This is a genomic window from Microbacterium lacusdiani, from assembly GCF_054779895.1.
On the sequence record NZ_BAAGXJ010000026.1, the window covers coordinates 25367 to 43367 of the forward strand.

The window sequence follows — 18001 nt, forward strand, 5'->3', positions numbered from 1 at the left end:
TTGCGCCAGACCGGGATCGCCCCGCCGCGAAGGTGGGGTCAGTGCTCGCCACCGAGCCCTCCCGAGAGGCGGCCGTGGATGCCCGCGGTGGCCTCGTTCATCCCGACGATCTCGACCTCGGCGCCGTGGCGCTCGTACTTCGTGACGATCGCGTCGAGCGCGGCGACCGACGAGGCGTCCCACACGTGCGAGCGCGACATGTCGATCACGACGCGAGCCGGGTCGTCGACGTACTCGAACTGCGTGGTGAGGTCGTTCGACGACGCGAAGAACAGCTCGCCGTCGACCGTGTAGCGCGCCTCCGAGCCATCGGGTGCCACGGCGCGCTCGACCGTCGTGAAGTGCGCGACGCGGCGCGCGAACAGCACGGCCGCGACGATCACGCCGACGATCACGCCGATCGCGAGGTTGTGCGTGATGACCGTCAGCGCCACGGTCGTGACCATCACCGCGGTCTCGCTCTTCGGCATCCGCGAGAGGGTCGACGGCAGGATGCTGTGCCAGTCGAAGGTGAGCGCCGACACCATGATCATGACCGCCACGAGCGCCGCCATCGGGATGATCGCGACCACATCGCCGAGCGCCACGACCAGGATCAGCAGGAACACGCCCGCGAGGAAGGTCGAGATGCGGGTCCGGGCTCCCGACGCCTTGACGTTGATCATGGTCTGGCCGATCATCGCGCAGCCGCCCATGCCGCCGAACAGGCCGGAGAGCACGTTCGCGACGCCCTGGCCCCACGACTCCCGCGTCTTCGACGAGCGGGTGTCGGTGATGTCGTCCACGAGCTTCGCCGTCATGAGCGACTCGAGCAGGCCGACCGCCGCCATCGCGAGCGCGTACGGCCCGATGATCCCGAGCGTCTCGAGCGTGAGCGGCACGTTCGGGATGAGCAGGAACGGCAGGCTCTCGGGCAGCGCGCCCTGATCGCCCACGGTCGGCACGTCGATCGCGAACACCACGACGACGGCGGTGAGCAGCACGATCGCCACCAGCGGTGCGGGCACGGCGCGGGTCAGCTTCGGGAACAGCCACAGGAGCAGCAGGCCCGCGGCGACGAGCGGGTACACCATCCAGGGCACGTCGACGAGCTGCTCGAGCTGCGACAGGAAGATCAGGATGGCGAGCGCGTTCACGAAGCCGACCATCACGCTGCGCGGGATGAACCGCATCAGCTTCGCGACCCCGAGCAGGCCGAGCGCGACCTGGATGACGCCGGCCAGGATCACGGTGGCGAGCAGGTGGTCGAGGCCGTGGTCGCGCATCACGGGTGCGATCACGAGTGCCACCGCGCCGGTCGCCGCCGAGATCATGGCCGGGCGTCCGCCGAGGAACGCGATGGCGACCGCCATGACGAACGACGAGAACAGGCCGACCCGCGGGTCGACGCCCGCGATGATCGAGAACGCGATCGCCTCGGGGATCAGCGCCAGCGCCACCACGAGCCCGGCGAGCACCTCGCGCGTGAGCAGTCGCGGCGAGCGCAGCGCATCGCGCACGGAGGTCGCGAACCGGCCGTCGGCCGACGTCAGGACAGGGGGCATGGATCCTCCAGGGCGTGGGCAGGCGCGCGGGACGCAGGGGAGACCGCCGGATAATGGATGACTGCGCCGCGCGAGAGCCGCGGGCGCGCTCAACCCTACCGTAACGTGAGGGTTGAGCTCCGGGAGGGGGCCGCGTGCTGGATGACGACGCCGTGCGAAGCGGGACCATGCACATCGGCGAGCTCGCCGAGCGCGCAGAGCTGTCGCTGCGCACCATCCGGCACTACGACGAGATCGGCCTGCTCAAGCCCTCGGCGCGCACCGACGGCGGCTTCCGGCTCTACACGGAGCGCGACCTCGCACGCCTGCTGCTGATCCGCCGCATGAAGCCGCTCGGATACTCGCTCGAGCAGATGGCCGAGCTGCTGCGCATCGCCGACGGTCTCGATGCCGACCCGGAGCACGCGGTCGCGAGGGAGCGTCTGGCGCGCCTGATCGCCGACGCGGAGGAGCGCCGCGAGAAGGCGCGCGCCCAGCTCGCGATGGCCGACGAGTTCATCGAGCTGCTGCGCCGCCGCTGAGCGGCGCCGGGGTGCGAAGGTATGCGAAACGCACCTTCCGACGCCGCACCGCATGCATTTCGCATACCTTCCGGGCGTCGCCGGCGTCAGAGCAGCTCGTCCAGCAGAGCGCGGACGCGGCGCTCGACGTCGTCGCGGATGGGGCGCACGCCCTCGAGCGGCAGGCCCGCGGGATCCGCGAGATCCCAGTCCAGATAGCGGATGCCGGGGTACACCGGGCAGACGTCGCCGCAGCCCATCGTGACTACGACGTCCGCCGCGCGCACGGCCTCGTCGGTCAGGGGCTTCGGGAACTCCCCGCCGACCGTCACGCCGATCTCGTCGAGCGCGAGCGCGATGGTCGAGCGCATGTCGGGCGCCGGAAGCGACCCGGCGGTGCGCACGCGCACGCGATCCCCCGCGAGGTGCCGCAGGATGCCCGCCGCCATCTGCGAGCGGCCCGCGTTCTGCACGCAGACGAACAGCACCTCGGGGCGGTCGCGGTGGGAGCGGTCCGCGCGCGCGAGGGCCTCGAGCCGGCCGGCGGCGAAGGCCGCCGTGCGCGAGGCGAGGTGCCGGGGCGGCTCGTCGCCGCGGGCGAGCAGGTCGCGGCTCTCGCGCACGTACGCCGCGACGGTCTCGGGGCTGAAGACCCCCCGGAAGCGCGTCGCCAGGTCGGCGGTGAGGCGCTCGAGATCGGGCTCCGCCTGACGCGGCGCGGCGCCGATCAGCTCGGCGACGGCGTCGGCGCGGTCGGGCGCGACCGAGAACCAGGCCCGGCGCCCGTCCTGCTCGCGCGTCACCAGACCCTCGGCGAGCAGCGCCTTCATGTGGTGGCTCACGGTCGGCTGGCGCAGCTCCAGGCGCTCGGCGAGCTCGCCGACGCGAGCGCGCCCGTCCGGTGCGTCGAGGATCAGTCGCAGGATGCGCGCGCGCGTCGGGTCCGCGAGCGTCGCGAGCGAGCGTGCGGCATCCATAGATGCAAGTCTATGTGCGGTGGGAGCCGCCGGCGGCGCTCGGGGTGCTCGTTGGGCGACCGAGCGCCAGCGAGGGAGACGAAACGGTCGAAGCGTGCCGGCGGGTTCTACGCCGTTTCGACTCGCTTCGCTCGCTCAACGACCACGGGGCGTCCTCGCTCAGTCGGGGCGGCGGCGTTCCAGCAGGATCGTGTCGAGCCACTCGCCCGTGTGCGGGCCCGCCTGGGCCTGCGCGATCCGCTCCCGGCGGCCGACCTCGCGGAAGCCCTCCGCGAGGTGCAGGCGGAAGCTCGCGGAGTTCTGCGGGAAGACCGACGACTGGATGGTCCAGTACCCCGCGGCGTCGGCCGCCGCGACGAAGGCCCGCAGCAGCGCGCGCCCGACGCCGCGCCCGCGCGCGGCCGACGCGATGTAGATCGAGTGCTCGATCACGCCGCGGTACACCGGCCGCGCCGAGACGGGCGAGGCGGCCGCCCATCCGAGCACCGCGCCGGTCTCGTCGACGGCCACGAGCCGCGGCGCGGCGACCTTGCCCACGTCGAACGCCTCCCACGACGGGGTCGCGGTCTCGAACGTGGCGACGCCCGTGTCGATGCCCTCCCGGTAGATGCGCTCGACCGCGGGCCAGTCCTCGGGCGTCAGGTCGCGGATCGAGATCACGGATCCATTCTCGGCCGTCAGCAGCATCCGCCCGCGGACGTCGAGCACACCCCGGTCGCGGGAAGCGTCAGCTCGACGCGCCCCGCCGACGCGGCGTCGCCCGCGAGCCACGCGACGACCGAGCGAACCTGCTCGTACCCGGTCTTGAGCAGGAAGGTCGGCGCCCGGCCGTAGCTCTTCATGCCCACGATGAAGAAGCCCTGCTCGGGGTGCGCCAGCTCGCGGTACCCGTGCGGCGACACCGTGCCGCACGAGTGCACGTTGGGGTCGATGAGGGGCGCGAGGCGACGCGGCGCCTCGACGATGTCGTCGAGCTCGAGCCGCAGCTCGCGCAGCATGCCGAGGTCCGGCCGGAAGCCCGTCGCGGCCACCACCAGGTCGGTGTCGTGCGCCGCTGCCTCGCCCGCGCGCCGGCCGTGCAGGCGCACGCCGTCGCCGGCGGGCTCGGCGCGCAGGATCTCGAACCGGTCGAGCACCTCCACGCGGCCGTCCGCCACGAGACGCTCGAGCCGGGCGCCGAGCGCTCCGCGCCCCTCGAGCTCGTCGCCGCCGGTCGAGATCCGGGCGGCCGCCGCGTTGCGGATGAGCCACGTCACGCGGGTGCCCGGCTCGTCGCGCGCGAGCGACGCGAGGGCGATGAGCGTGTTCGCGGCGGAGTGCCCGGCGCCCACGACGGTCGTGTGGCAGCCGGCGAAGCGCTCCCGGTCGGCGCCGAGCACGTCGGGGAGGGCCGGAGCGACCCGGTCGGCGATCGCGTCCCAGCCGAGCGGGGCGAGCCCGCCCGACCCCAGCGGGTTCGCCTGTCCCCAGGTGCCCGAGGCGTCGATCACGGCGCTCGCGGTCTCGTCGACGATCGTGCCGTCCGCCAGCCGCAGGCGCAGGGCGAACGGCGCCCGGGAGCGACCCGCGGTGCGCGTCCGGTCCATGCCCTCGCGCGTCACGGCCAGCACCTCGACGCCCGTGCGCAGGTGCGGGGCGATCGCCGGATGTGCCGAGAGCGGCGCGACGTACTCGTCCACCAGTTCGCGACCGGAGGGGGCGCGCCCCGCGGCGGGCGCCTGCCATCCGGAGGCGCCGAGCAGTCGCACGGCGGCGTCGTCGACCAGGTGCTCCCACGGCGAGAACAGGCGCGTGTGGCCCCACTCGCGGATCGCGGCGCCGGCCGACTCGCCCTTCTCGAGCACGACGAACGGGATGTCGCGCTCGGTCAGGCGGGCGGCCGCGGCGAGCCCGATGGGCCCCGCGCCGATGATGGCGACGGGAAGCGCGTTCGCCCGCGCCGTCGCGGCGGGAGCGGGGGTGAGGTCGATGAGGGTCATGTGCGGCTCCTGGACAGGATATCGATGGCTGTCGATGTCCGAGTCTGCACCTCTCTATCGATGGATGTCAATATCGACTATGATCGATGCATGCCCGGTCCCGCACTCGACGTCATCCAGCCCGGCGGCGCGTGCTGCGCGCCGCTGCAGCGCGAGCCGCTCGCGGCCGCCGAGGCCGAGGACCTCGCACGCACGATGAAGGCCCTCGCCGATCCGGCGAGGCTGCGACTGCTGTCCATCGTGGCGGCGAGCGAGGGTCAGGAGGCCTGCGTGTGCGACCTGATCGACCCGGTCGGGCTCGCGCAGCCGACGGTGTCGCATCACCTCCGGGTGCTGACCGAGGCGGGGTTCCTGGCGCGCAGCAAGCGCGGGACATGGGCCTACTACGCGCTGGTGCCCGGGGCGCTCGACCGCATCGCCGACGTCCTGAGGGGCTGATTCGCGCGGATCCCTCTCGATTCATAGGCTGCTGTCTATGAATCAGCAGGTCGCGGCCGCCCGTCCCAGCGCTCCCCCCGCTCCGCGCGCGGTCTCGCCGCGCGAGCTCGCCGGCGAGTTCCTCGGCTCGGCGCTGCTCGCCTCGGTCGTGATCGGCTCGGGGATCATGGCGGCCCGCCTGTCGCCCGCCGACGTGGGGCTCCAGCTGCGCGGGCATCGCGCCGAGCTCCGCACCGGCCTACATCGCGGCGCAGCTCGTCGGCGGTGCGATCGGCATCGCACTCGCCGCGTGGCTGATCCCGGCGCACAAGTCAACCCGTTGAGTGCGACCCCCGCGCGTCCTACCGTCGGAGCAGGACGACCGAAGGGGGCGCCATGCACACCGAACTGCCGCCGATCCACACCTGGTGGCCCGAGCTGCCGATCGACGGGAAGCACCTGCTCCTGGCCAACCTGGACGCGCAGCTGCCGCCGCCCCTGATCGCCGCGATCTCCGAGATCACGGGGAAGGACGTCGGGCAGGGCGCGCGCCTGACGGACGACGACCGCGCCTACATCGAGACGCAGTCGGAGCAGGTCGACTGAGGGTGACGCCCCCCGGCTCGCTGCCGAAGCTCGGCTCGCTCGCCGAGCTGGCGGAGTTCGTGCGCGGGCGCGACGCGTCGTACATCCGCTATTCGGAGGGCCCCGAGCACGACGCGGCCGAGCAGAGCCGCGACACCGAGAGCGGGCTCGATCTGCCCGGCCTGTCGGTCAACCCGCTGCATCCCGAGTCGTGGTGGACGCGTCCGCTCGAGGACTGGCTCGCCCGACAGGTGCGCCAGTACGCCGAGCTCGCGGAGAAGAACCCCGACCGCTACGCGTGGGTGCTCGACGGCCGCACGGTCGGCCGTGGACCGGACTGCGAGCCGCTGCTGGCCGAGATCCGGCCCCTCGCCACGCTGACGCCCGAGCTGCTCGACGAGGCCGCCGAGCGCTACGAGCGCGTCTTCGACGCGGGCCGCGGCCCCGAGGACTGAGCCTCGGATACACGCCCGCGGTCAGCCCTTCACGCCGCCGGCCGTCACGCCCTCGATGATGTGCTTCTGGGCGACGAAGAACAGCACGATCATGGGGATGGTCGTGATCACGCTCGCGGTCACGAGGATCTCCCAGTGCCACTCGCCGCCGAAGCCGAAGTTGTCGACGAGCGCCTTGAGTCCCCGCGGCACCGTGAAGTTCGCCGAGTCCCGCAGGTAGATCAGCGACCGCATCAGGTCGGTCCACACCGCCTGCACCTCGAACACCAGGGTGACCGCGATCGCGGGGCGGCTGAGCGGCAGCCCGATCCGCCAGAACACCTGCCACGGGTTGGCGCCGTCGACCCGGGCCGCGTCGAACAGGTCGCGCTGCAGCGACAGCATGAACTGGCGCAGCAGGAAGATGTAGAACGCGCTGCCGAACAGGTTGTGCGCCCACATCGGGATCAGCGTGTTCACCGTTCCGAGCGAGTTCCAGATCAGGAACGTGGGGATCATCGTGACGGCCCCCGGCAGCATCATCGACCCCAGCACGAGCGCGAACAGCGGCCCGCGCCCCCCGAACCGGTAGTACGCGAAGCCCCACGCGACCATCGCGCTGGAGAGCGTCACGGTGGTCGCCGCGAGGACCGTGACCAGCAGCGTGTTGGTGAGCCAGAGCGCGAGCGGCGCCTCCTGCCACACCTGCACGTAGTTGTCGAGGATGAACGTCTCGGGGATCAGCCGGTTGTCGAACACCTCGCCGCGCGGCTTGAACGAGGCGCTCACCAGCCATACGAACGGGTACAGGAAGACGACGCCCACCGCGGTCAGCGCGATCACGGTCAGGACGCGCCCCGCCCGCGTCTGTCGGCGCCGCGACGGGAGGCGCTTCCGGCGCACCGCGGGCTCGTCCTGCGCGTCGGCCGTCACCGGGGCGGCGACGAGGGCCTCGGCCTGACCGAGCGGCCCGGGCTTCCCCAGCGATCCGGACAGCGTGCTCATCGCGCGGTCCCTCCCTCGTAGTGGACCAGGCGCCGCGAGACGACCGCCTGGATCGCCGTGACGACCATGATCACCAGGAAGAGGAGCCACGCCATGGCGGCCGCGTACCCCATGTTGAGGAACTGGAACGCCTGCTGGAACAGGTAGATCACGTAGAACAGGGCCGCGTCGTTGCCGTAGGTGGTGTTGCCCGCACCGAAGAACGCGGTGTAGGCCTCGTCGAAGGTCTGCAGGCCCGCGATCGTGTTCACGACGACGATGAAGAACACGGCCGGGCTGATCATGGGCAGCGTCACGCTGAGGAACTGCCGCCACCATCCGGCGCCGTCGATGCGCGCCGACTCGTACAGCTCGTCCGGCACACCGCGCAGTGCGGCGAGCAGGATGAGGACGGACGCGCCGACCGTCCACAGGCTCATGATCACCAGACCCGGCTTCACCCAGGCCGGGTCGGTGGTCCAGGACGGCCCGTCGATCCCGACCGTGCCGAGCGCCGTGTTGAACAGGCCGTTCTGTCCGTTGAACAGCAGCAGGAACAGGATGCCCACCGCCACCGGCGGGGTCATCTTGGGCAGGAAGAACACGGTCCGGAAGAACCCGGACGCGCGTCCCGCTCGCGCCAGCAGCAGGGCCAGCGCGAGCGAGACGATCACGTACAGCGGCACCTGCACGACCGTGAAGAACAGGGTGTTCGACAGGGCCAGGGCCACCTTGGGGTCGGAGAACAGCTCCGCGTAGTTGTCGAAGCCGACGAACGTCGGATCGTTGATCACGTCGTAGTCGGTCAGCGACAGGTAGGCGCTGTAGATGAGGGGCCACGCGGTGAAGACCGCGAACCCGATCAGCCACGGCGACAGGAAGAGCAGCGCGGCGCGGTTCTCGCGCCGGGTCATCCCTCCTCCTGCGACTGCTCCATCTCGGCCCAGGCGTCATCGAGCGCCTTCTGCGCGGTCTGCTGCGCCTCCGCCAGAGCGTCGGCGGGCTCAGCCTCGCCCGAGAGCACCGAGTTCACGGCATCCTGCATCGCCGACTCGAACTCCGCGTCGGCCGGGCTGGCGGGCAGCGCGAACGTGTGCTCGTTCGCCTCGTAGGTCGACGCGACCGCGGTGTCCCACGGCTCGCCGCCCGAGGTGACCATGCCCCGGATGAGCTCGTCGGCCTCGGCGTTGCCCGTCAGCAGGCCGGTGAAGGGCTTGCCCTCCTCCTCGCGCAGGTCCACGCGGGCCTGCGCGGCGGCCTCCCACGAGTCGACCGCGGTCATCACGCGCGCCCAGCGGCACGCGGCCTCCGGGTTGGCGGCGCCGGCCGGGATGGCCCACGCCGAGCCAGAGGAGAACGCGATCGGCTCGCCCTGACGGTCCTTGACCGTCGTGAACGCCATCGGCGCATCCGGCGAGACGTCGCCCAGCACGTTGATGTACCACTGCTCCATGGGCATCGCGCCGAGGACGTCGGTCGCGAACTGGTTGCCCTCGCCGAAGAAGTCGGCCGAGTCGCGGTACGCCTTCACGTCGCCGAACCCGCCCTGCGCGTCGTAGATCGACACCGCCCACTCGAGCGCCTCGATCGCGCCCGGGTCGTCGAGGTTCGCCTCGCGGCCGTCGGCGCTGAGCAGGTCGACGCCGTTCGCCTTGGCCCACAGCGGGAAGAACTCGGGCAGCTTGCTGTCGTACCCGATCACGCTCAGCTTGCCCCCGTCCGAGCTCGTCAGCGCCTCGTTCGCGGCGCTCACGGCCTCCCAGTCGGACCCGTCGACGTCCGACAGCTCGAGGCCCGCCTGCTCGAGCAGGTCGGCGTTGGCCATCGTGACCTGCACGACGTTGAACTCCGGGATGCCGTAGACCTGGCCGTCGAGCGTGACCTGCTCGATCGCCGACTCCACGAACATCCCGGTGTCGATGCCCTCGCCCTCGACGCAGCGCTCGAGCGGGACGATCGCGCCGCGCGCCGCGAGCGATCCGATCTGGTCGCGGTTGGCGTAGATGAGGTCCGGCGGGTCGCCCGTCGCGGCCGCCGAGAGGAACTGCTGCAGGTCGAGCTCGCCCTCGGCGACCGAGACCTCGACCTCGCCGAGCGCCTCCTTCGCCAGGTCCATGCGGGTGGTCGCGACCTCGTCCACGCCGCCGAAGCCCATGACGCTGAGCTCGCCGGTGAGCTCGGCCTCCGAGTCGTACTCGGCGCCGGAGTCGTCGGCACCTCCCGTGCCGACCGCGCACGCGGTCGTGAGGACGAGGATCCCGCCCGCCATCAGCGCCGAGGCGGCCATTCGATTGCTTCTCATGTGATCCACTCCCGGAGGCGAGAAGCGGCTTGACAGAAGCGCGCCTCGGCCGTACCCCCGCCCAGCGGGCGTGCGTAGCGGCGTATGCGGCCGGGCGCAATCCCCTGACGACGGCACGGCCGGCATGCCTACGGTCGACGACGTGCCGGCCGACCGTCGGCGACCGCAGACGCAAGGAGGACCACATGAGCCAGACCCACCTGGAGACCCCGGAGGACCTGCTGCGCTTCCAGCTGCGCACCGCCATGACGATGGAGGAGGACTCGCTCGCGGCGCTCGGCGAGCTCGCCGAGGCCGCGAAGTCGGCCGACATCAAGAAGCTCTTCACGCACCACGCGGAGGAGACCCGCGAGCAGATCGCGAACCTGCAGCAGGTCTTCACGCTCCTCGAGGTGCCCGAGTCGACCGCCGCGTCGCCCAGCACGAAGGGCATCGGCAAGCAGGCCGAGGCGCTCATCGCGCGCACGGCGCCCGAGCTGCGCGACCAGGTCACGCTCTCGGCGGCCCTCGGCAACGAGCACTACGAGATGGCGGCGTACGAGGCGCTCATCCTGCCGGTCCGGGCGCTCGGCGCGACCGACGCCCTCGCACTCCTGAAGGCCAACGCCGAGCAGGAGATCCACACGAGCCAGGGGCTGTCGAACCGGCTCAAGCAGCTGCTCGGCGCCTGAGCGGCTCACGCGGAGAGGGGCGGATCCCGCGCGGGATCCGCCCCTCTCCGCGTGCGGGCCTACTCCGACTCGAGCGCCGCGGTGCCGTTCGGGGTTCCGACGGGCTTGGACTCGGCCGAGCCGCGCTGGCGCAGGTAGATCGAGAAGGCGACCATGCAGCCGACCGCGAGGAACTCGGACTGCCAGTTCTGCAGCGTCCGGTTCCAGAACTCGGGACTCGCGACGTAGGACAGCCACGTCATCGGCAGCTCGCCGTGGTCCATCGCCTCCTGGTTCGCGACGACGAGCCCGCCGAGCGACTGCGCCCACCATGACAGCAGGAAGATCGTGCCCATCACGAGCAGCATCGAGTTCGCGAGCAGCCAGCGGCGCCACCCGTCCGCCCGCGCCCACGGCGGCGAGTCGGGGCGGGCGTGGCGTCCCACCATCTGGTCCTCGTCGGTGCCGAGCCCCTCGTCGCCGGGCTTCTTCGACTCGGGCGACCCGCGCTGCGCGAGCCACACCGTGGCGAGGATGAACAGGAAGAACTGCATGAACTCCGACTGCCAGTTCTCCGACACGTCGACCAGGAACTCGGACGACGTCACGAACTCGCCCAGCGAGATGGGGGCCTGGTCGTGCCGGATGAGCTCCTCGTTCTCGTTCGCGTGGCCGACGAGCGCCTGTCCCAGCACCGTGAGCGCGAAGAGGGCCAGGAAGAACAGGCTCAGGGCGTTGTCCTTGACGGCGCGCATGCTCACCTCCCGGCCAGCGGCAGGACGATCATGACGGCGAGGCCCGCGATCACGATCGCCATCCAGCTCCAGAAGGCGAACCGCATGCCGGCGGTCTCCTCGACGGTCTCGTCGCTGTTCGTGTCTGACACGCCTGCACGCTACGAGCGGCGGGCGGCGGGTCGCCACGGGGTTGACAATCGGCGCCGCGGGCGAGAAGTGCTCCCGCTCAGTGAGCCGGAGGGGGGAAGGCGGGCGGGTTCTAATGACCGCTCCTGCCGACGTCAACCCCGTTCATCCCCGTGCGCGATCTCCGTAGCGTCGAGGGCGCAAACGTGAGTGACCGAGCAATGGAGGCATGACATGACCACCACCCTGACCGCCGAGATCGACGTCGACGCCCCGGTCGACGTCGTCTACAACCAGTGGACCCAGTTCGAGTCGTTCCCGGAGTTCCTGGGCGCGGTGAAGGAGGTGCGGCAGATCGACGACGTGCGCACGCACTGGACGGTCAGCATCGCCGGCAAGGAGGAGGACTTCTACGCCGACATCGTGGACCAGGTGCCCGACTCGCACGTCGCGTGGCAGAGCACGGACGGGACCTTCCACGCCGGCCGCGTCGACTTCCAGCCGCACGGCAACGAGACGCGCGTGAAGCTGCGCATGGAGTGGGAGCCGGAGGGCTTCATCGAGAAGGTGGGCGCGGCCCTCAACATCGACGACGCGCAGGCTCAGCTCGATCTGCAGAGGTTCAAGAAGTTCATCGAGAGCCGCGGCGCCGAGACCGGCGGATGGCGCGGCGAGGTCCACGGACGACAGGAGACCAGTCCCGACCAGTGACGCGGATGAGGGTCCCCGGCTCGTATATCGGTATCGATACCTTCGTTTAGGGTCACGAAGCGTCGTTCCGCGGGCCGCGGGACTGTCGCGCGCTCGCAAGGTGAGTATTGTCGCGACTATGGGGCGATTCATCTACGGAGCAGGCGGCGATTCGGTCGAGGTCGACGACCGGACCCTCGCGCATCTGCGCATCGTCGTCATGAACAAGCTGCGCCGAGGCGAGCCGTTCATGTACGACACCAAGCTGGGCGAGGGAATCGGGCGGCGGAGCTTCTGGCTGCACGCCTCCATCCCGATCCAGTTCCACTTCTCAGGCGGGCGGGCGCCGCGCATCAACCGCGCGTGGCTCGACGAGATGATGAAGGCCGCGAGCGGGCCCAACGGGCTGACCGTCATGCCCGAGCCGCCGGACCCGGCGGACATCGGCTCCCCGGAGGAGTGACCCGAGAACCGCGAAGTCCCCGCCACGGCATCAGCCGGGCGGGGACTTCGCTTCGGGGGGAGGGCGGGTCTGAAGGGGTCAGGCCGCGGGCGTCGCGGCGGGAGCCGCCGGCTGGAGCGACGGTGAGGCCTCGCCGTGGACGTGCTCGGACACCAGGGTGATGCCGCCGAGCGCGTTGGCCGACTGCGCCAGCTCCTCGAGCCACTCGCGGTTCAGCTCGGGAGCCACGGCCGCGTCGAACTGGAAGCGCACGGGGATCGAGGGGTTCAGCCAGATGGTGCTGCGACCCGCACCGTCCTCCTCGGGGTGCTGCCACGACACCGTGAAGCTCTCCTGCCGGCGGAGCTTGCTGACGACGACGACCTTGAGGTGCGCCAGGGCACGGTCATCGATGTGGATCGGCGTCGAATCGGTGCCGTAGTGGAGGATGCCCATGTGGACCAGGATACGGGAAATCGTTGGGACCCTAACGGTCCTTCCTGGCGAGTGACGCAACGTGCGCGTGGGCCCGCGGAAACACGCGGGAGAGGTTCGGCTGCCTCCCGGCTCCCAGCCCACTCGTAGACCCGGCTCCTAGCGTGACGGGCATGACGTCCCTCCCGGTCGACGACGACCTGATCGAGCACGTCCGCGGGCTGCGCGACGAGATGACCCGGTTCCTCGCGGAGTACCGCTTCGGCATGCGTGAGATCGAGACGAAGATGTCGATCCTGCGCGAGGACTTCGAGCACGCCCACGCGTACAACCCGGTCGAGAACGTCAGCTGCCGGCTGAAGTCGCCGGACTCGATCGCCGAGAAGGTCGCCCGCAAGGGCATCGAGCCGGACCTCGAGTCCATCCGGGCTCAGATCACGGACATCGCCGGAGTGCGGGTCACATGCAGCTTCGTGCGTGACGTGTACCGGCTCTTCGAACTGCTGGTGTCCCAGGACGACGTCACGGTCCGCGAGGTGAAGGACTACATCGCGAACCCCAAGCCGAACGGCTACAAGAGCCTGCACGCGATCGTCGAGGTCCCGGTGTTCCTGTCCACCGGGACGGTGCACGTGCCCGTCGAGGTGCAGTTCCGGACGATCGCCATGGACTTCTGGGCGAGCCTCGAGCACAAGATCTACTACAAGTACGACAAGCAGGTGCCGACCCGGCTCACCGACAGCCTGCGAGAGGCCGCGATCACGGCCGCGGAGCTCGACGCGCGCATGGAGAGCCTCCATCGCGAGATCCACGGCGAGCACGCGGCGCCGGTCGCTCCGCTGCGCGCGCTGCCGTCGGGCCGCGCATCCCACGCCTGAGGCGGCGTCACGCTTCCCCCGGGCGCGGCGCCGTCGCGTGCGCTGAGATGATCGACGAGACCGATCGGAGGCGGCATGTCGACGCAGACCACCCCGCGGGCCCTGGTGGCCGTCGGAATCGGGCGCTATGCCGACCCGTGGCATCCGTTCGCGCGCACGGGCGCCGCGGTCGCGGACATCCTGCGCGGCGACGGCTTCGACGTCGACGTGGTGCCGGATGTCGACCGGGCGCTCGCCGCGCTCGTCGGCGTCGACCTGCTCGTGGTCGCGGCCGGGGATCCCTGGCGGGAGGGGGAGAGGATCGCGCCGCCGGCGGCCTCCGTCGACGGCCTCGCCGCCGCGCTCGCCCGCGGAATCGGGGTGCTCGCCCTGCACAGCGCAGTCGCGAGCCTCCGCGACCATCCGGAGTGGGCGCCGGCCGTGGGGGCGGTCTGGCTGCCGGGCACGTCGTTCCACCCGGCCGCCGGGGTCACGCGGATCCGGACCGAGGCGGACTGGGGCGAGGACTTCGACGTGCAGGACGAGCGGTACTGCCGCCTGCAGCCGATCGGCCGGTCGACGCCGGTCGCCTGGCACGAGGAGGGGGACGAGGCGGGCACGGGCCCCGAGCCGGCCGCCTGGGTGCGCGAGCATGGCGCCGCGCGCATCGCGGTCGACGTGCTGGGACACGACGAGCGCTCGTACGAGCCGGAGGGGCACCGCGCCCTGGTCCGGCGGCTCGCGCGGTGGACGGTGGAGCGGGGCGCATCGTGAGGGACGACGTCTCGCGGCTGTTCGACGACGCCCGCGGCCGCCTCGCGGGGCTGCCGCGCGAGGCGCTCGGCGAGATCCGGGAGCCGGGACGCGTGCGCGCGATGCTGGGCGCCGGACCGCGGATGACGCGGGTCGGCGACGCGTGGCGCGTGGGCGCGCTGCTGATCGGCGACACCGAGGTGCTCGAGGCCGGCGAGGTGCTGCGCGCGCAGGATCCGGGGCGGCGCGGTTACGCGGCGGAGTCCGCGCGGCGGCGCGCCGAGCTGCGCGCCCTGGCGCTGCGCGGCGGGTTCGCGGCGGGCGAGACGGTGAACCTGGGCTGGCGCGCGATCGACCTGCCCGCCGTGGCCGCGGGCGGATCCGACGGCCCGCTCACCTGGGACGGCGACCGGGCGATGATCCGCTGGGCGGCGTCCGGTGCGCTGATGCCCCTCGCCTCCTACCTCGCGGAGCGCATCGACCTGCTGCGCGACCCTCCCGGCGGGGCCTAGCCGCGCGACGAGTTGGATGTGCGGCCGCGCACGATCCCCACGAAGGCGTCCACGTCGGGCGTGGTGCGGTCGGCGTGCCACGCGAGCGCCACGGACGAGACCGGCCCGCCGCGCAGCGGGCGGTACGTCACGTCGCGCCGGTGATGCAGGCGCGCGAGCGACATCGGCACGATCACGACGCCGACCCCGGCGGCCACGGTCGCGATCGCGTCGGCCGTGGTCTCGGGCGCCTCGAAGCGCGGCGGCTCCGTGCCGGGCAGCTCGAGCGTTCCGAGCACGTCGTCGCGCGGGGTGATCACGACCTCGCCCGCCAGATCCTCGGGGTCGAGCTCGTCCGCCGCGGTGAGCGCCGAGTCGACGGACGCGACCACGACCGGCTCCTCGTCGTACAGCGCGATCACGTGCAGGTCCTCGCGGTCGATGGGCAGCCGCACGATCGCCGCGTCCACGTCGCCGGCGAGGATGGACGTGCGTTGCTCCTCGGCGGCGAGCGGCACCAGCTCGAGCGCGACGTGCGGCATCCGCTCGCGCCAGCGGTCGATCCACTTGCCGGGCGTCGCGCCGGCCACCGCGCCCAGCCGGAAGGTGCGGGGCTCCTCCGGGGCGGGCCGCGGTGCGGGCCCGGGCTGCGGGCTCGGGACGCGCCGCTGAGGGGTGCGTGCGCGCGCCGTGCGCGCGGGAGCGCCGCGTCGCCTGCCGCCCCGTCCCGTCTGCGCCATTCCGCCAGATTACGCGGCGCCGCCTGGGGAGGCCTCCCCGCCGCCGCAGTCCCACACAGTGGGGGTGCGACCGCTACCCTGGCGCAGGGAGCGCGAGCGCGCTCCCGCAGATTCGGGAGGGAATCACCATGGGTTTCACGGAGTGGGCCAAGTCGGTCTTCGGCGGCGCCAAGCAGGCCGCGACCGAGGCGACCGCCAACGTCAAGGAGTTCGCCGCCGAGGCGACCGAGAACGTCAAGGAGTTCGCGACGGAGGCCACGGCCAACGTCAAGGAGTTCGCCGCCGAGGCGACCGAGAACGTCTCGGAGTTCGCCGCCGAGGCCACGGAGAACGTCAAGGAGTTCGCCGCCGAGGCGACCGAGAAGGTCAAGGACGTCTCGGAGGACGTCGTCGCCAAGGTGCAGGATGTCGCCGGCGACGCCACGGAGAAGGTCAAGGACGTCTTCGACGGGGACCAGCCCGCTGCGGGCCAGACCCAGACGCCCGGCGCCTGAGCCGACCGCGAACGGGGCCGATCCGCGCTGCAGGCGGCCCCGTTCCGTGCGCGGAGCTCGGATCGCGCGCGGGTACGGTTGATTCCGAGTTCTTTCACGCGGATCCGCACAGAATGCCAGGTCCCGCGTCGACGCACAGCCAAGGAGACCCCGTGACCGATCGCGACGACATCCCCGACCGGCCCCGCATCTCGGTCGTGACCGATGACGACGGGTCCGGCATGGTCACCGTCGACGGCTCCACACGTCCGGTCAGTGCCCCGGACGCCGCGGGCGCCCGCAAGGCGGTGCTCGCGATGGTCGTCGAGGTCGCGCAGCAGTACGGCCGCCCGGTGCGGGTCGCGGCGAGCGGCAGCGACGGGCTGCGCACGCTGATCGTCGCTCCGGACGGCGCCGTCGAGGAGGCGATCGAGTCGCCCGCGCCCGCCGCCGTCTCCGGTCCGTCCGTGCTCGCGCCCGAGATCGTGACGAGCGTGCCGCGGTCCGCCCCGTCCGTCGTTCCCGCCGAGAACCCCGCGCAGACGGAGCCCGCGCCCGCCGGCCCCGCCCCCGTGTCGGCCGCGGCCGCCCCCGTCGAGACCGAGCCGGTCGTTCCCGACGACGCGGGCGCCGAGCCGCTCACCCGACGTTCGGCCCGCCTGCTCACAGCCCGCGACTTCGTCGAGACCGCGGCGCCGACCAAGCCCGTCCCCGCGACCGAGGGCTGGCGCGGATCCTTCAACCGCATGGGCTTCCGCCTCAAGCCGGGCAAGGAGGAGCAGGCGCGCCGCGACCGCCGCGAGACCATCCAGCGCGCGTTCTCGGGCCGCAAGACCATCGCGGTCATCGGCGAGAAGGGCGGCGTCGGCAAGACCACCACGACCTACCTGCTGGGCGCGACCCTCGGCCGCGTCCGTGGCGGCAGCGTGCTCGCGTGGGACAACAACGAGTACAAGGGCACGCTCGGCATCCGCGCCCTGCGCTCGCCCGACCACGACCACACCGCGATCGACCTGCTCAACCACGTGCAGCAGACGGATGCGCCGCTCAGCGCCGCCGACCTGATCGACTTCGTGCGCGCCCAGGGCGAGAACAAGTTCGACGTGCTCGCGTCGCAGAGCCTCGACGGCGACAGCGACGTGATCGACGAGGAGGCGTTCGGCCTGCTCCACGACACGCTCGCCCGCTCCTACCGCGTCATCATCGTCGACACCGGAAACAACTCGAAGGCCGGCACGTGGCAGTCCGCCGTCGCGGCCGCCGACGTGCTCGTGCTCACCACCATCGTCAAGGAGGACAGCGCCCGCACGCTCGCCTCGATGGCCGACACGCTCGTCGCGCACGGCCACGAGGAGAAGCTGCGCAACGCCGTCACCGTGATGAGCCACCCGTCGCCCACCAGCTACCCGGACCTCGAGCGCCGCCTGCTGCGGCACATGGGCGAGCTGACGCGCGAGGTCGTGTCCGTGCCGTTCGACCCCGCGCTCGACCGCGGCGACGTGATCGACTACGACGCGCTCAGCGACGAGTCGCGGGAGGCCTGGCTGGAGGTCACGGCGGCTGTCGCGGCGGGGCTGCGGTAGGTTCCGCTCCGGCTTCAGGGGGTCTCCGGCTACAGGGCCGCTCCGGCTCCGGGGTTCCGGGCTTCAGACCGCTCCGGCTCCGGGGGATCCGGTCGCGAACTTGGGGCCCGGGTCGCTTCGCTCCCCCCTAGTTGTACTGCCCAGGGACGTTGTTTGATCTGGCTTCCCTGATGTGACGAGAACCTCCCGGCAGAGTGAAGCTGCTACCGCATCCGCTCTGAACCAGGGAGGTTCATCGACGACCACTCCCGCGTCGCTTACGCCGAGATCCACGACGATGAACGCGCCGAGACCGCGATTGG

The 18001-nt window shown here is 71.8% G+C and carries 23 protein-coding genes; 12 read left to right on the forward strand and 11 right to left on the reverse strand.

Annotation, left to right across the window (positions count from 1 at the left end):
- Positions 1-38: 38 nt before the first annotated feature.
- Positions 39-1544 (reverse strand): SulP family inorganic anion transporter, encoded by a 1506-nt coding sequence (locus ACYVGN_RS11570; protein WP_055988911.1) that lies wholly within the window; start codon positions 1542-1544, stop codon positions 39-41.
- Between the two features lie 167 nt (positions 1545-1711).
- On the opposite strand from ACYVGN_RS11570, the gene ACYVGN_RS11575 reads away from it, so the two are divergent.
- The gene (locus ACYVGN_RS11575; RefSeq protein WP_055988912.1) at positions 1712-2065 is read left to right on the forward strand and encodes a MerR family transcriptional regulator; all 354 of its coding nucleotides are present in this window, start codon (positions 1712-1714) and stop codon (positions 2063-2065) included.
- An 86-nt stretch (positions 2066-2151) separates the two neighbouring features.
- On the opposite strand, the gene ACYVGN_RS11580 is transcribed toward ACYVGN_RS11575, so the two are convergent.
- The 3 genes from ACYVGN_RS11580 to ACYVGN_RS11590 all read right to left on the reverse strand — a co-directional run bounded on the left by ACYVGN_RS11580 (position 2152) and on the right by ACYVGN_RS11590 (position 5000).
- Positions 2152-3021 (reverse strand): metalloregulator ArsR/SmtB family transcription factor, encoded by an 870-nt coding sequence (locus ACYVGN_RS11580; protein ID WP_460790913.1) that lies wholly within the window; start codon positions 3019-3021, stop codon positions 2152-2154.
- A gap of 159 nt (positions 3022-3180) precedes the next feature.
- Positions 3181-3708 (reverse strand): GNAT family N-acetyltransferase, encoded by a 528-nt coding sequence (locus tag ACYVGN_RS11585; protein ID WP_460790915.1) that lies wholly within the window; start codon positions 3706-3708, stop codon positions 3181-3183.
- Positions 3699-5000: an NAD(P)-binding domain-containing protein gene (locus ACYVGN_RS11590; RefSeq protein WP_460790917.1), complete on the reverse strand. Its 1302-nt coding sequence runs from the start codon at positions 4998-5000 to the stop codon at positions 3699-3701. The genes ACYVGN_RS11585 and ACYVGN_RS11590 overlap by 10 nt, the downstream gene beginning before the upstream one ends.
- A gap of 90 nt (positions 5001-5090) precedes the next feature.
- On the opposite strand from ACYVGN_RS11590, the gene ACYVGN_RS11595 reads away from it, so the two are divergent.
- The 3 genes from ACYVGN_RS11595 to ACYVGN_RS11605 all read left to right on the forward strand — a co-directional run bounded on the left by ACYVGN_RS11595 (position 5091) and on the right by ACYVGN_RS11605 (position 6457).
- The gene (locus ACYVGN_RS11595; protein ID WP_460790919.1) at positions 5091-5438 is read left to right on the forward strand and encodes an ArsR/SmtB family transcription factor; all 348 of its coding nucleotides are present in this window, start codon (positions 5091-5093) and stop codon (positions 5436-5438) included.
- Between the two features lie 375 nt (positions 5439-5813).
- A complete protein-coding gene (locus ACYVGN_RS11600; RefSeq protein WP_156377106.1) occupies positions 5814-6023 on the forward strand; it encodes a hypothetical protein in 210 nt (69 codons plus the stop codon).
- 2 nt (positions 6024-6025) lie between these two features.
- A complete protein-coding gene (locus ACYVGN_RS11605) occupies positions 6026-6457 on the forward strand; it encodes a DUF6098 family protein (protein WP_460790921.1) in 432 nt (143 codons plus the stop codon).
- A 21-nt stretch (positions 6458-6478) separates the two neighbouring features.
- Here the strand turns inward: ACYVGN_RS11605 and ACYVGN_RS11610 are convergent, their stop codons facing one another.
- From ACYVGN_RS11610 to ACYVGN_RS11620, 3 genes are read right to left on the reverse strand one after another with little or no spacing between them, the layout of a single operon-like run.
- Positions 6479-7441 (reverse strand): carbohydrate ABC transporter permease, encoded by a 963-nt coding sequence (locus ACYVGN_RS11610; RefSeq protein WP_460790923.1) that lies wholly within the window; start codon positions 7439-7441, stop codon positions 6479-6481.
- Positions 7438-8334, reverse strand: coding sequence for a carbohydrate ABC transporter permease (locus tag ACYVGN_RS11615; protein ID WP_134746757.1), 897 nt, complete (start codon positions 8332-8334; stop codon positions 7438-7440). Before ACYVGN_RS11615 ends, ACYVGN_RS11610 begins: the two co-directional genes overlap by 4 nt.
- Positions 8331-9707, reverse strand: coding sequence for an ABC transporter substrate-binding protein (locus tag ACYVGN_RS11620; protein WP_460790925.1), 1377 nt, complete (start codon positions 9705-9707; stop codon positions 8331-8333). Before ACYVGN_RS11620 ends, ACYVGN_RS11615 begins: the two co-directional genes overlap by 4 nt.
- Positions 9708-9907: 200 nt before the next feature.
- Between ACYVGN_RS11620 and ACYVGN_RS11625 the strand changes: the two genes are divergently transcribed.
- The gene (locus ACYVGN_RS11625) at positions 9908-10393 is read left to right on the forward strand and encodes a YciE/YciF ferroxidase family protein (protein WP_460790926.1); all 486 of its coding nucleotides are present in this window, start codon (positions 9908-9910) and stop codon (positions 10391-10393) included.
- Positions 10394-10452: 59 nt separating this feature from the next.
- Here ACYVGN_RS11625 and ACYVGN_RS11630 read toward each other — a convergent pair whose 3' ends face one another.
- Together ACYVGN_RS11630 and ACYVGN_RS11635 are read right to left on the reverse strand one after the other, a co-directional pair.
- Entirely contained in the window at positions 10453-11127 is a 675-nt protein-coding gene (locus ACYVGN_RS11630; protein ID WP_460790927.1) for a DUF6766 family protein, read from the reverse strand.
- A gap of 2 nt (positions 11128-11129) precedes the next feature.
- Positions 11130-11258, reverse strand: a complete 129-nt coding sequence (locus ACYVGN_RS11635) for a hypothetical protein (RefSeq protein ID WP_268777923.1) — start codon at positions 11256-11258, stop codon at positions 11130-11132.
- Positions 11259-11469: 211 nt separating this feature from the next.
- On the opposite strand from ACYVGN_RS11635, the gene ACYVGN_RS11640 reads away from it, so the two are divergent.
- Both ACYVGN_RS11640 and ACYVGN_RS11645 read left to right on the forward strand, forming a co-directional pair.
- Positions 11470-11946 carry an SRPBCC family protein gene (locus ACYVGN_RS11640; RefSeq protein WP_055988919.1) on the forward strand — a complete coding sequence of 159 codons (477 nt, stop codon included), beginning with the start codon at positions 11470-11472 and terminating at the stop codon, positions 11944-11946.
- Between the two features lie 118 nt (positions 11947-12064).
- A complete protein-coding gene (locus ACYVGN_RS11645) occupies positions 12065-12388 on the forward strand; it encodes a DUF7882 family protein (RefSeq protein WP_460790929.1) in 324 nt (107 codons plus the stop codon).
- 78 nt (positions 12389-12466) lie between these two features.
- Here the strand turns inward: ACYVGN_RS11645 and ACYVGN_RS11650 are convergent, their stop codons facing one another.
- Entirely contained in the window at positions 12467-12823 is a 357-nt protein-coding gene (locus ACYVGN_RS11650) for a DUF7882 family protein (protein ID WP_460790931.1), read from the reverse strand.
- 152 nt (positions 12824-12975) lie between these two features.
- On the opposite strand from ACYVGN_RS11650, the gene ACYVGN_RS11655 reads away from it, so the two are divergent.
- From ACYVGN_RS11655 to ACYVGN_RS11665, 3 genes are all read left to right on the forward strand, one after another.
- Positions 12976-13680, forward strand: coding sequence for a GTP pyrophosphokinase (locus ACYVGN_RS11655; protein WP_460790933.1), 705 nt, complete (start codon positions 12976-12978; stop codon positions 13678-13680).
- Between the two features lie 75 nt (positions 13681-13755).
- Positions 13756-14433 (forward strand): ThuA domain-containing protein, encoded by a 678-nt coding sequence (locus tag ACYVGN_RS11660; protein WP_460790935.1) that lies wholly within the window; start codon positions 13756-13758, stop codon positions 14431-14433.
- Positions 14430-14924: a glutaminase gene (locus ACYVGN_RS11665; RefSeq protein ID WP_460790936.1), complete on the forward strand. Its 495-nt coding sequence runs from the start codon at positions 14430-14432 to the stop codon at positions 14922-14924. Before ACYVGN_RS11660 ends, ACYVGN_RS11665 begins: the two co-directional genes overlap by 4 nt.
- Here ACYVGN_RS11665 and ACYVGN_RS11670 read toward each other — a convergent pair.
- Positions 14921-15643: a LysR substrate-binding domain-containing protein gene (locus ACYVGN_RS11670; protein WP_460790938.1), complete on the reverse strand. Its 723-nt coding sequence runs from the start codon at positions 15641-15643 to the stop codon at positions 14921-14923. The genes ACYVGN_RS11665 and ACYVGN_RS11670 overlap by 4 nt on opposite strands.
- A 128-nt stretch (positions 15644-15771) precedes the next feature.
- On the opposite strand from ACYVGN_RS11670, the gene ACYVGN_RS11675 reads away from it, so the two are divergent.
- Together ACYVGN_RS11675 and ACYVGN_RS11680 are read left to right on the forward strand one after the other, a co-directional pair.
- Positions 15772-16137, forward strand: coding sequence for a hypothetical protein (locus ACYVGN_RS11675; RefSeq protein WP_460790939.1), 366 nt, complete (start codon positions 15772-15774; stop codon positions 16135-16137).
- Between the two features lie 152 nt (positions 16138-16289).
- Positions 16290-17699, forward strand: a complete 1410-nt coding sequence (locus ACYVGN_RS11680) for a MinD/ParA family ATP-binding protein (RefSeq protein WP_460790941.1) — start codon at positions 16290-16292, stop codon at positions 17697-17699.
- Positions 17700-18001: the final 302 nt, after the last annotated feature.

Excerpts from the sequence above, each read along its gene's own strand:
- ACYVGN_RS11570 (WP_055988911.1), bottom strand. The coding sequence starts at position 1,544 with ATGCCCCCTGTCCTGACGTCGGCCGACGGCCGGTTCGCGACCTCCGTG.
- ACYVGN_RS11575 (WP_055988912.1), top strand. The coding sequence starts at position 1,712 with ATGCACATCGGCGAGCTCGCCGAGCGCGCAGAGCTGTCGCTGCGCACC.
- ACYVGN_RS11580 (WP_460790913.1), bottom strand. The coding sequence starts at position 3,021 with ATGGATGCCGCACGCTCGCTCGCGACGCTCGCGGACCCGACGCGCGCG.
- ACYVGN_RS11585 (WP_460790915.1), bottom strand. The coding sequence starts at position 3,708 with ATGCTGCTGACGGCCGAGAATGGATCCGTGATCTCGATCCGCGACCTG.
- ACYVGN_RS11590 (WP_460790917.1), bottom strand. The coding sequence starts at position 5,000 with ATGACCCTCATCGACCTCACCCCCGCTCCCGCCGCGACGGCGCGGGCG.
- ACYVGN_RS11595 (WP_460790919.1), top strand. The coding sequence starts at position 5,091 with ATGCCCGGTCCCGCACTCGACGTCATCCAGCCCGGCGGCGCGTGCTGC.
- ACYVGN_RS11600 (WP_156377106.1), top strand. The coding sequence starts at position 5,814 with ATGCACACCGAACTGCCGCCGATCCACACCTGGTGGCCCGAGCTGCCG.
- ACYVGN_RS11610 (WP_460790923.1), bottom strand. The coding sequence starts at position 7,441 with ATGAGCACGCTGTCCGGATCGCTGGGGAAGCCCGGGCCGCTCGGTCAG.
- ACYVGN_RS11615 (WP_134746757.1), bottom strand. The coding sequence starts at position 8,334 with ATGACCCGGCGCGAGAACCGCGCCGCGCTGCTCTTCCTGTCGCCGTGG.
- ACYVGN_RS11620 (WP_460790925.1), bottom strand. The coding sequence starts at position 9,707 with ATGGCCGCCTCGGCGCTGATGGCGGGCGGGATCCTCGTCCTCACGACC.
- ACYVGN_RS11625 (WP_460790926.1), top strand. The coding sequence starts at position 9,908 with ATGAGCCAGACCCACCTGGAGACCCCGGAGGACCTGCTGCGCTTCCAG.
- ACYVGN_RS11630 (WP_460790927.1), bottom strand. The coding sequence starts at position 11,127 with ATGCGCGCCGTCAAGGACAACGCCCTGAGCCTGTTCTTCCTGGCCCTC.
- ACYVGN_RS11640 (WP_055988919.1), top strand. The coding sequence starts at position 11,470 with ATGACCACCACCCTGACCGCCGAGATCGACGTCGACGCCCCGGTCGAC.
- ACYVGN_RS11645 (WP_460790929.1), top strand. The coding sequence starts at position 12,065 with ATGGGGCGATTCATCTACGGAGCAGGCGGCGATTCGGTCGAGGTCGAC.
- ACYVGN_RS11650 (WP_460790931.1), bottom strand. The coding sequence starts at position 12,823 with ATGGGCATCCTCCACTACGGCACCGATTCGACGCCGATCCACATCGAT.
- ACYVGN_RS11655 (WP_460790933.1), top strand. The coding sequence starts at position 12,976 with ATGACGTCCCTCCCGGTCGACGACGACCTGATCGAGCACGTCCGCGGG.
- ACYVGN_RS11660 (WP_460790935.1), top strand. The coding sequence starts at position 13,756 with ATGTCGACGCAGACCACCCCGCGGGCCCTGGTGGCCGTCGGAATCGGG.
- ACYVGN_RS11670 (WP_460790938.1), bottom strand. The coding sequence starts at position 15,643 with ATGGCGCAGACGGGACGGGGCGGCAGGCGACGCGGCGCTCCCGCGCGC.
- ACYVGN_RS11675 (WP_460790939.1), top strand. The coding sequence starts at position 15,772 with ATGGGTTTCACGGAGTGGGCCAAGTCGGTCTTCGGCGGCGCCAAGCAG.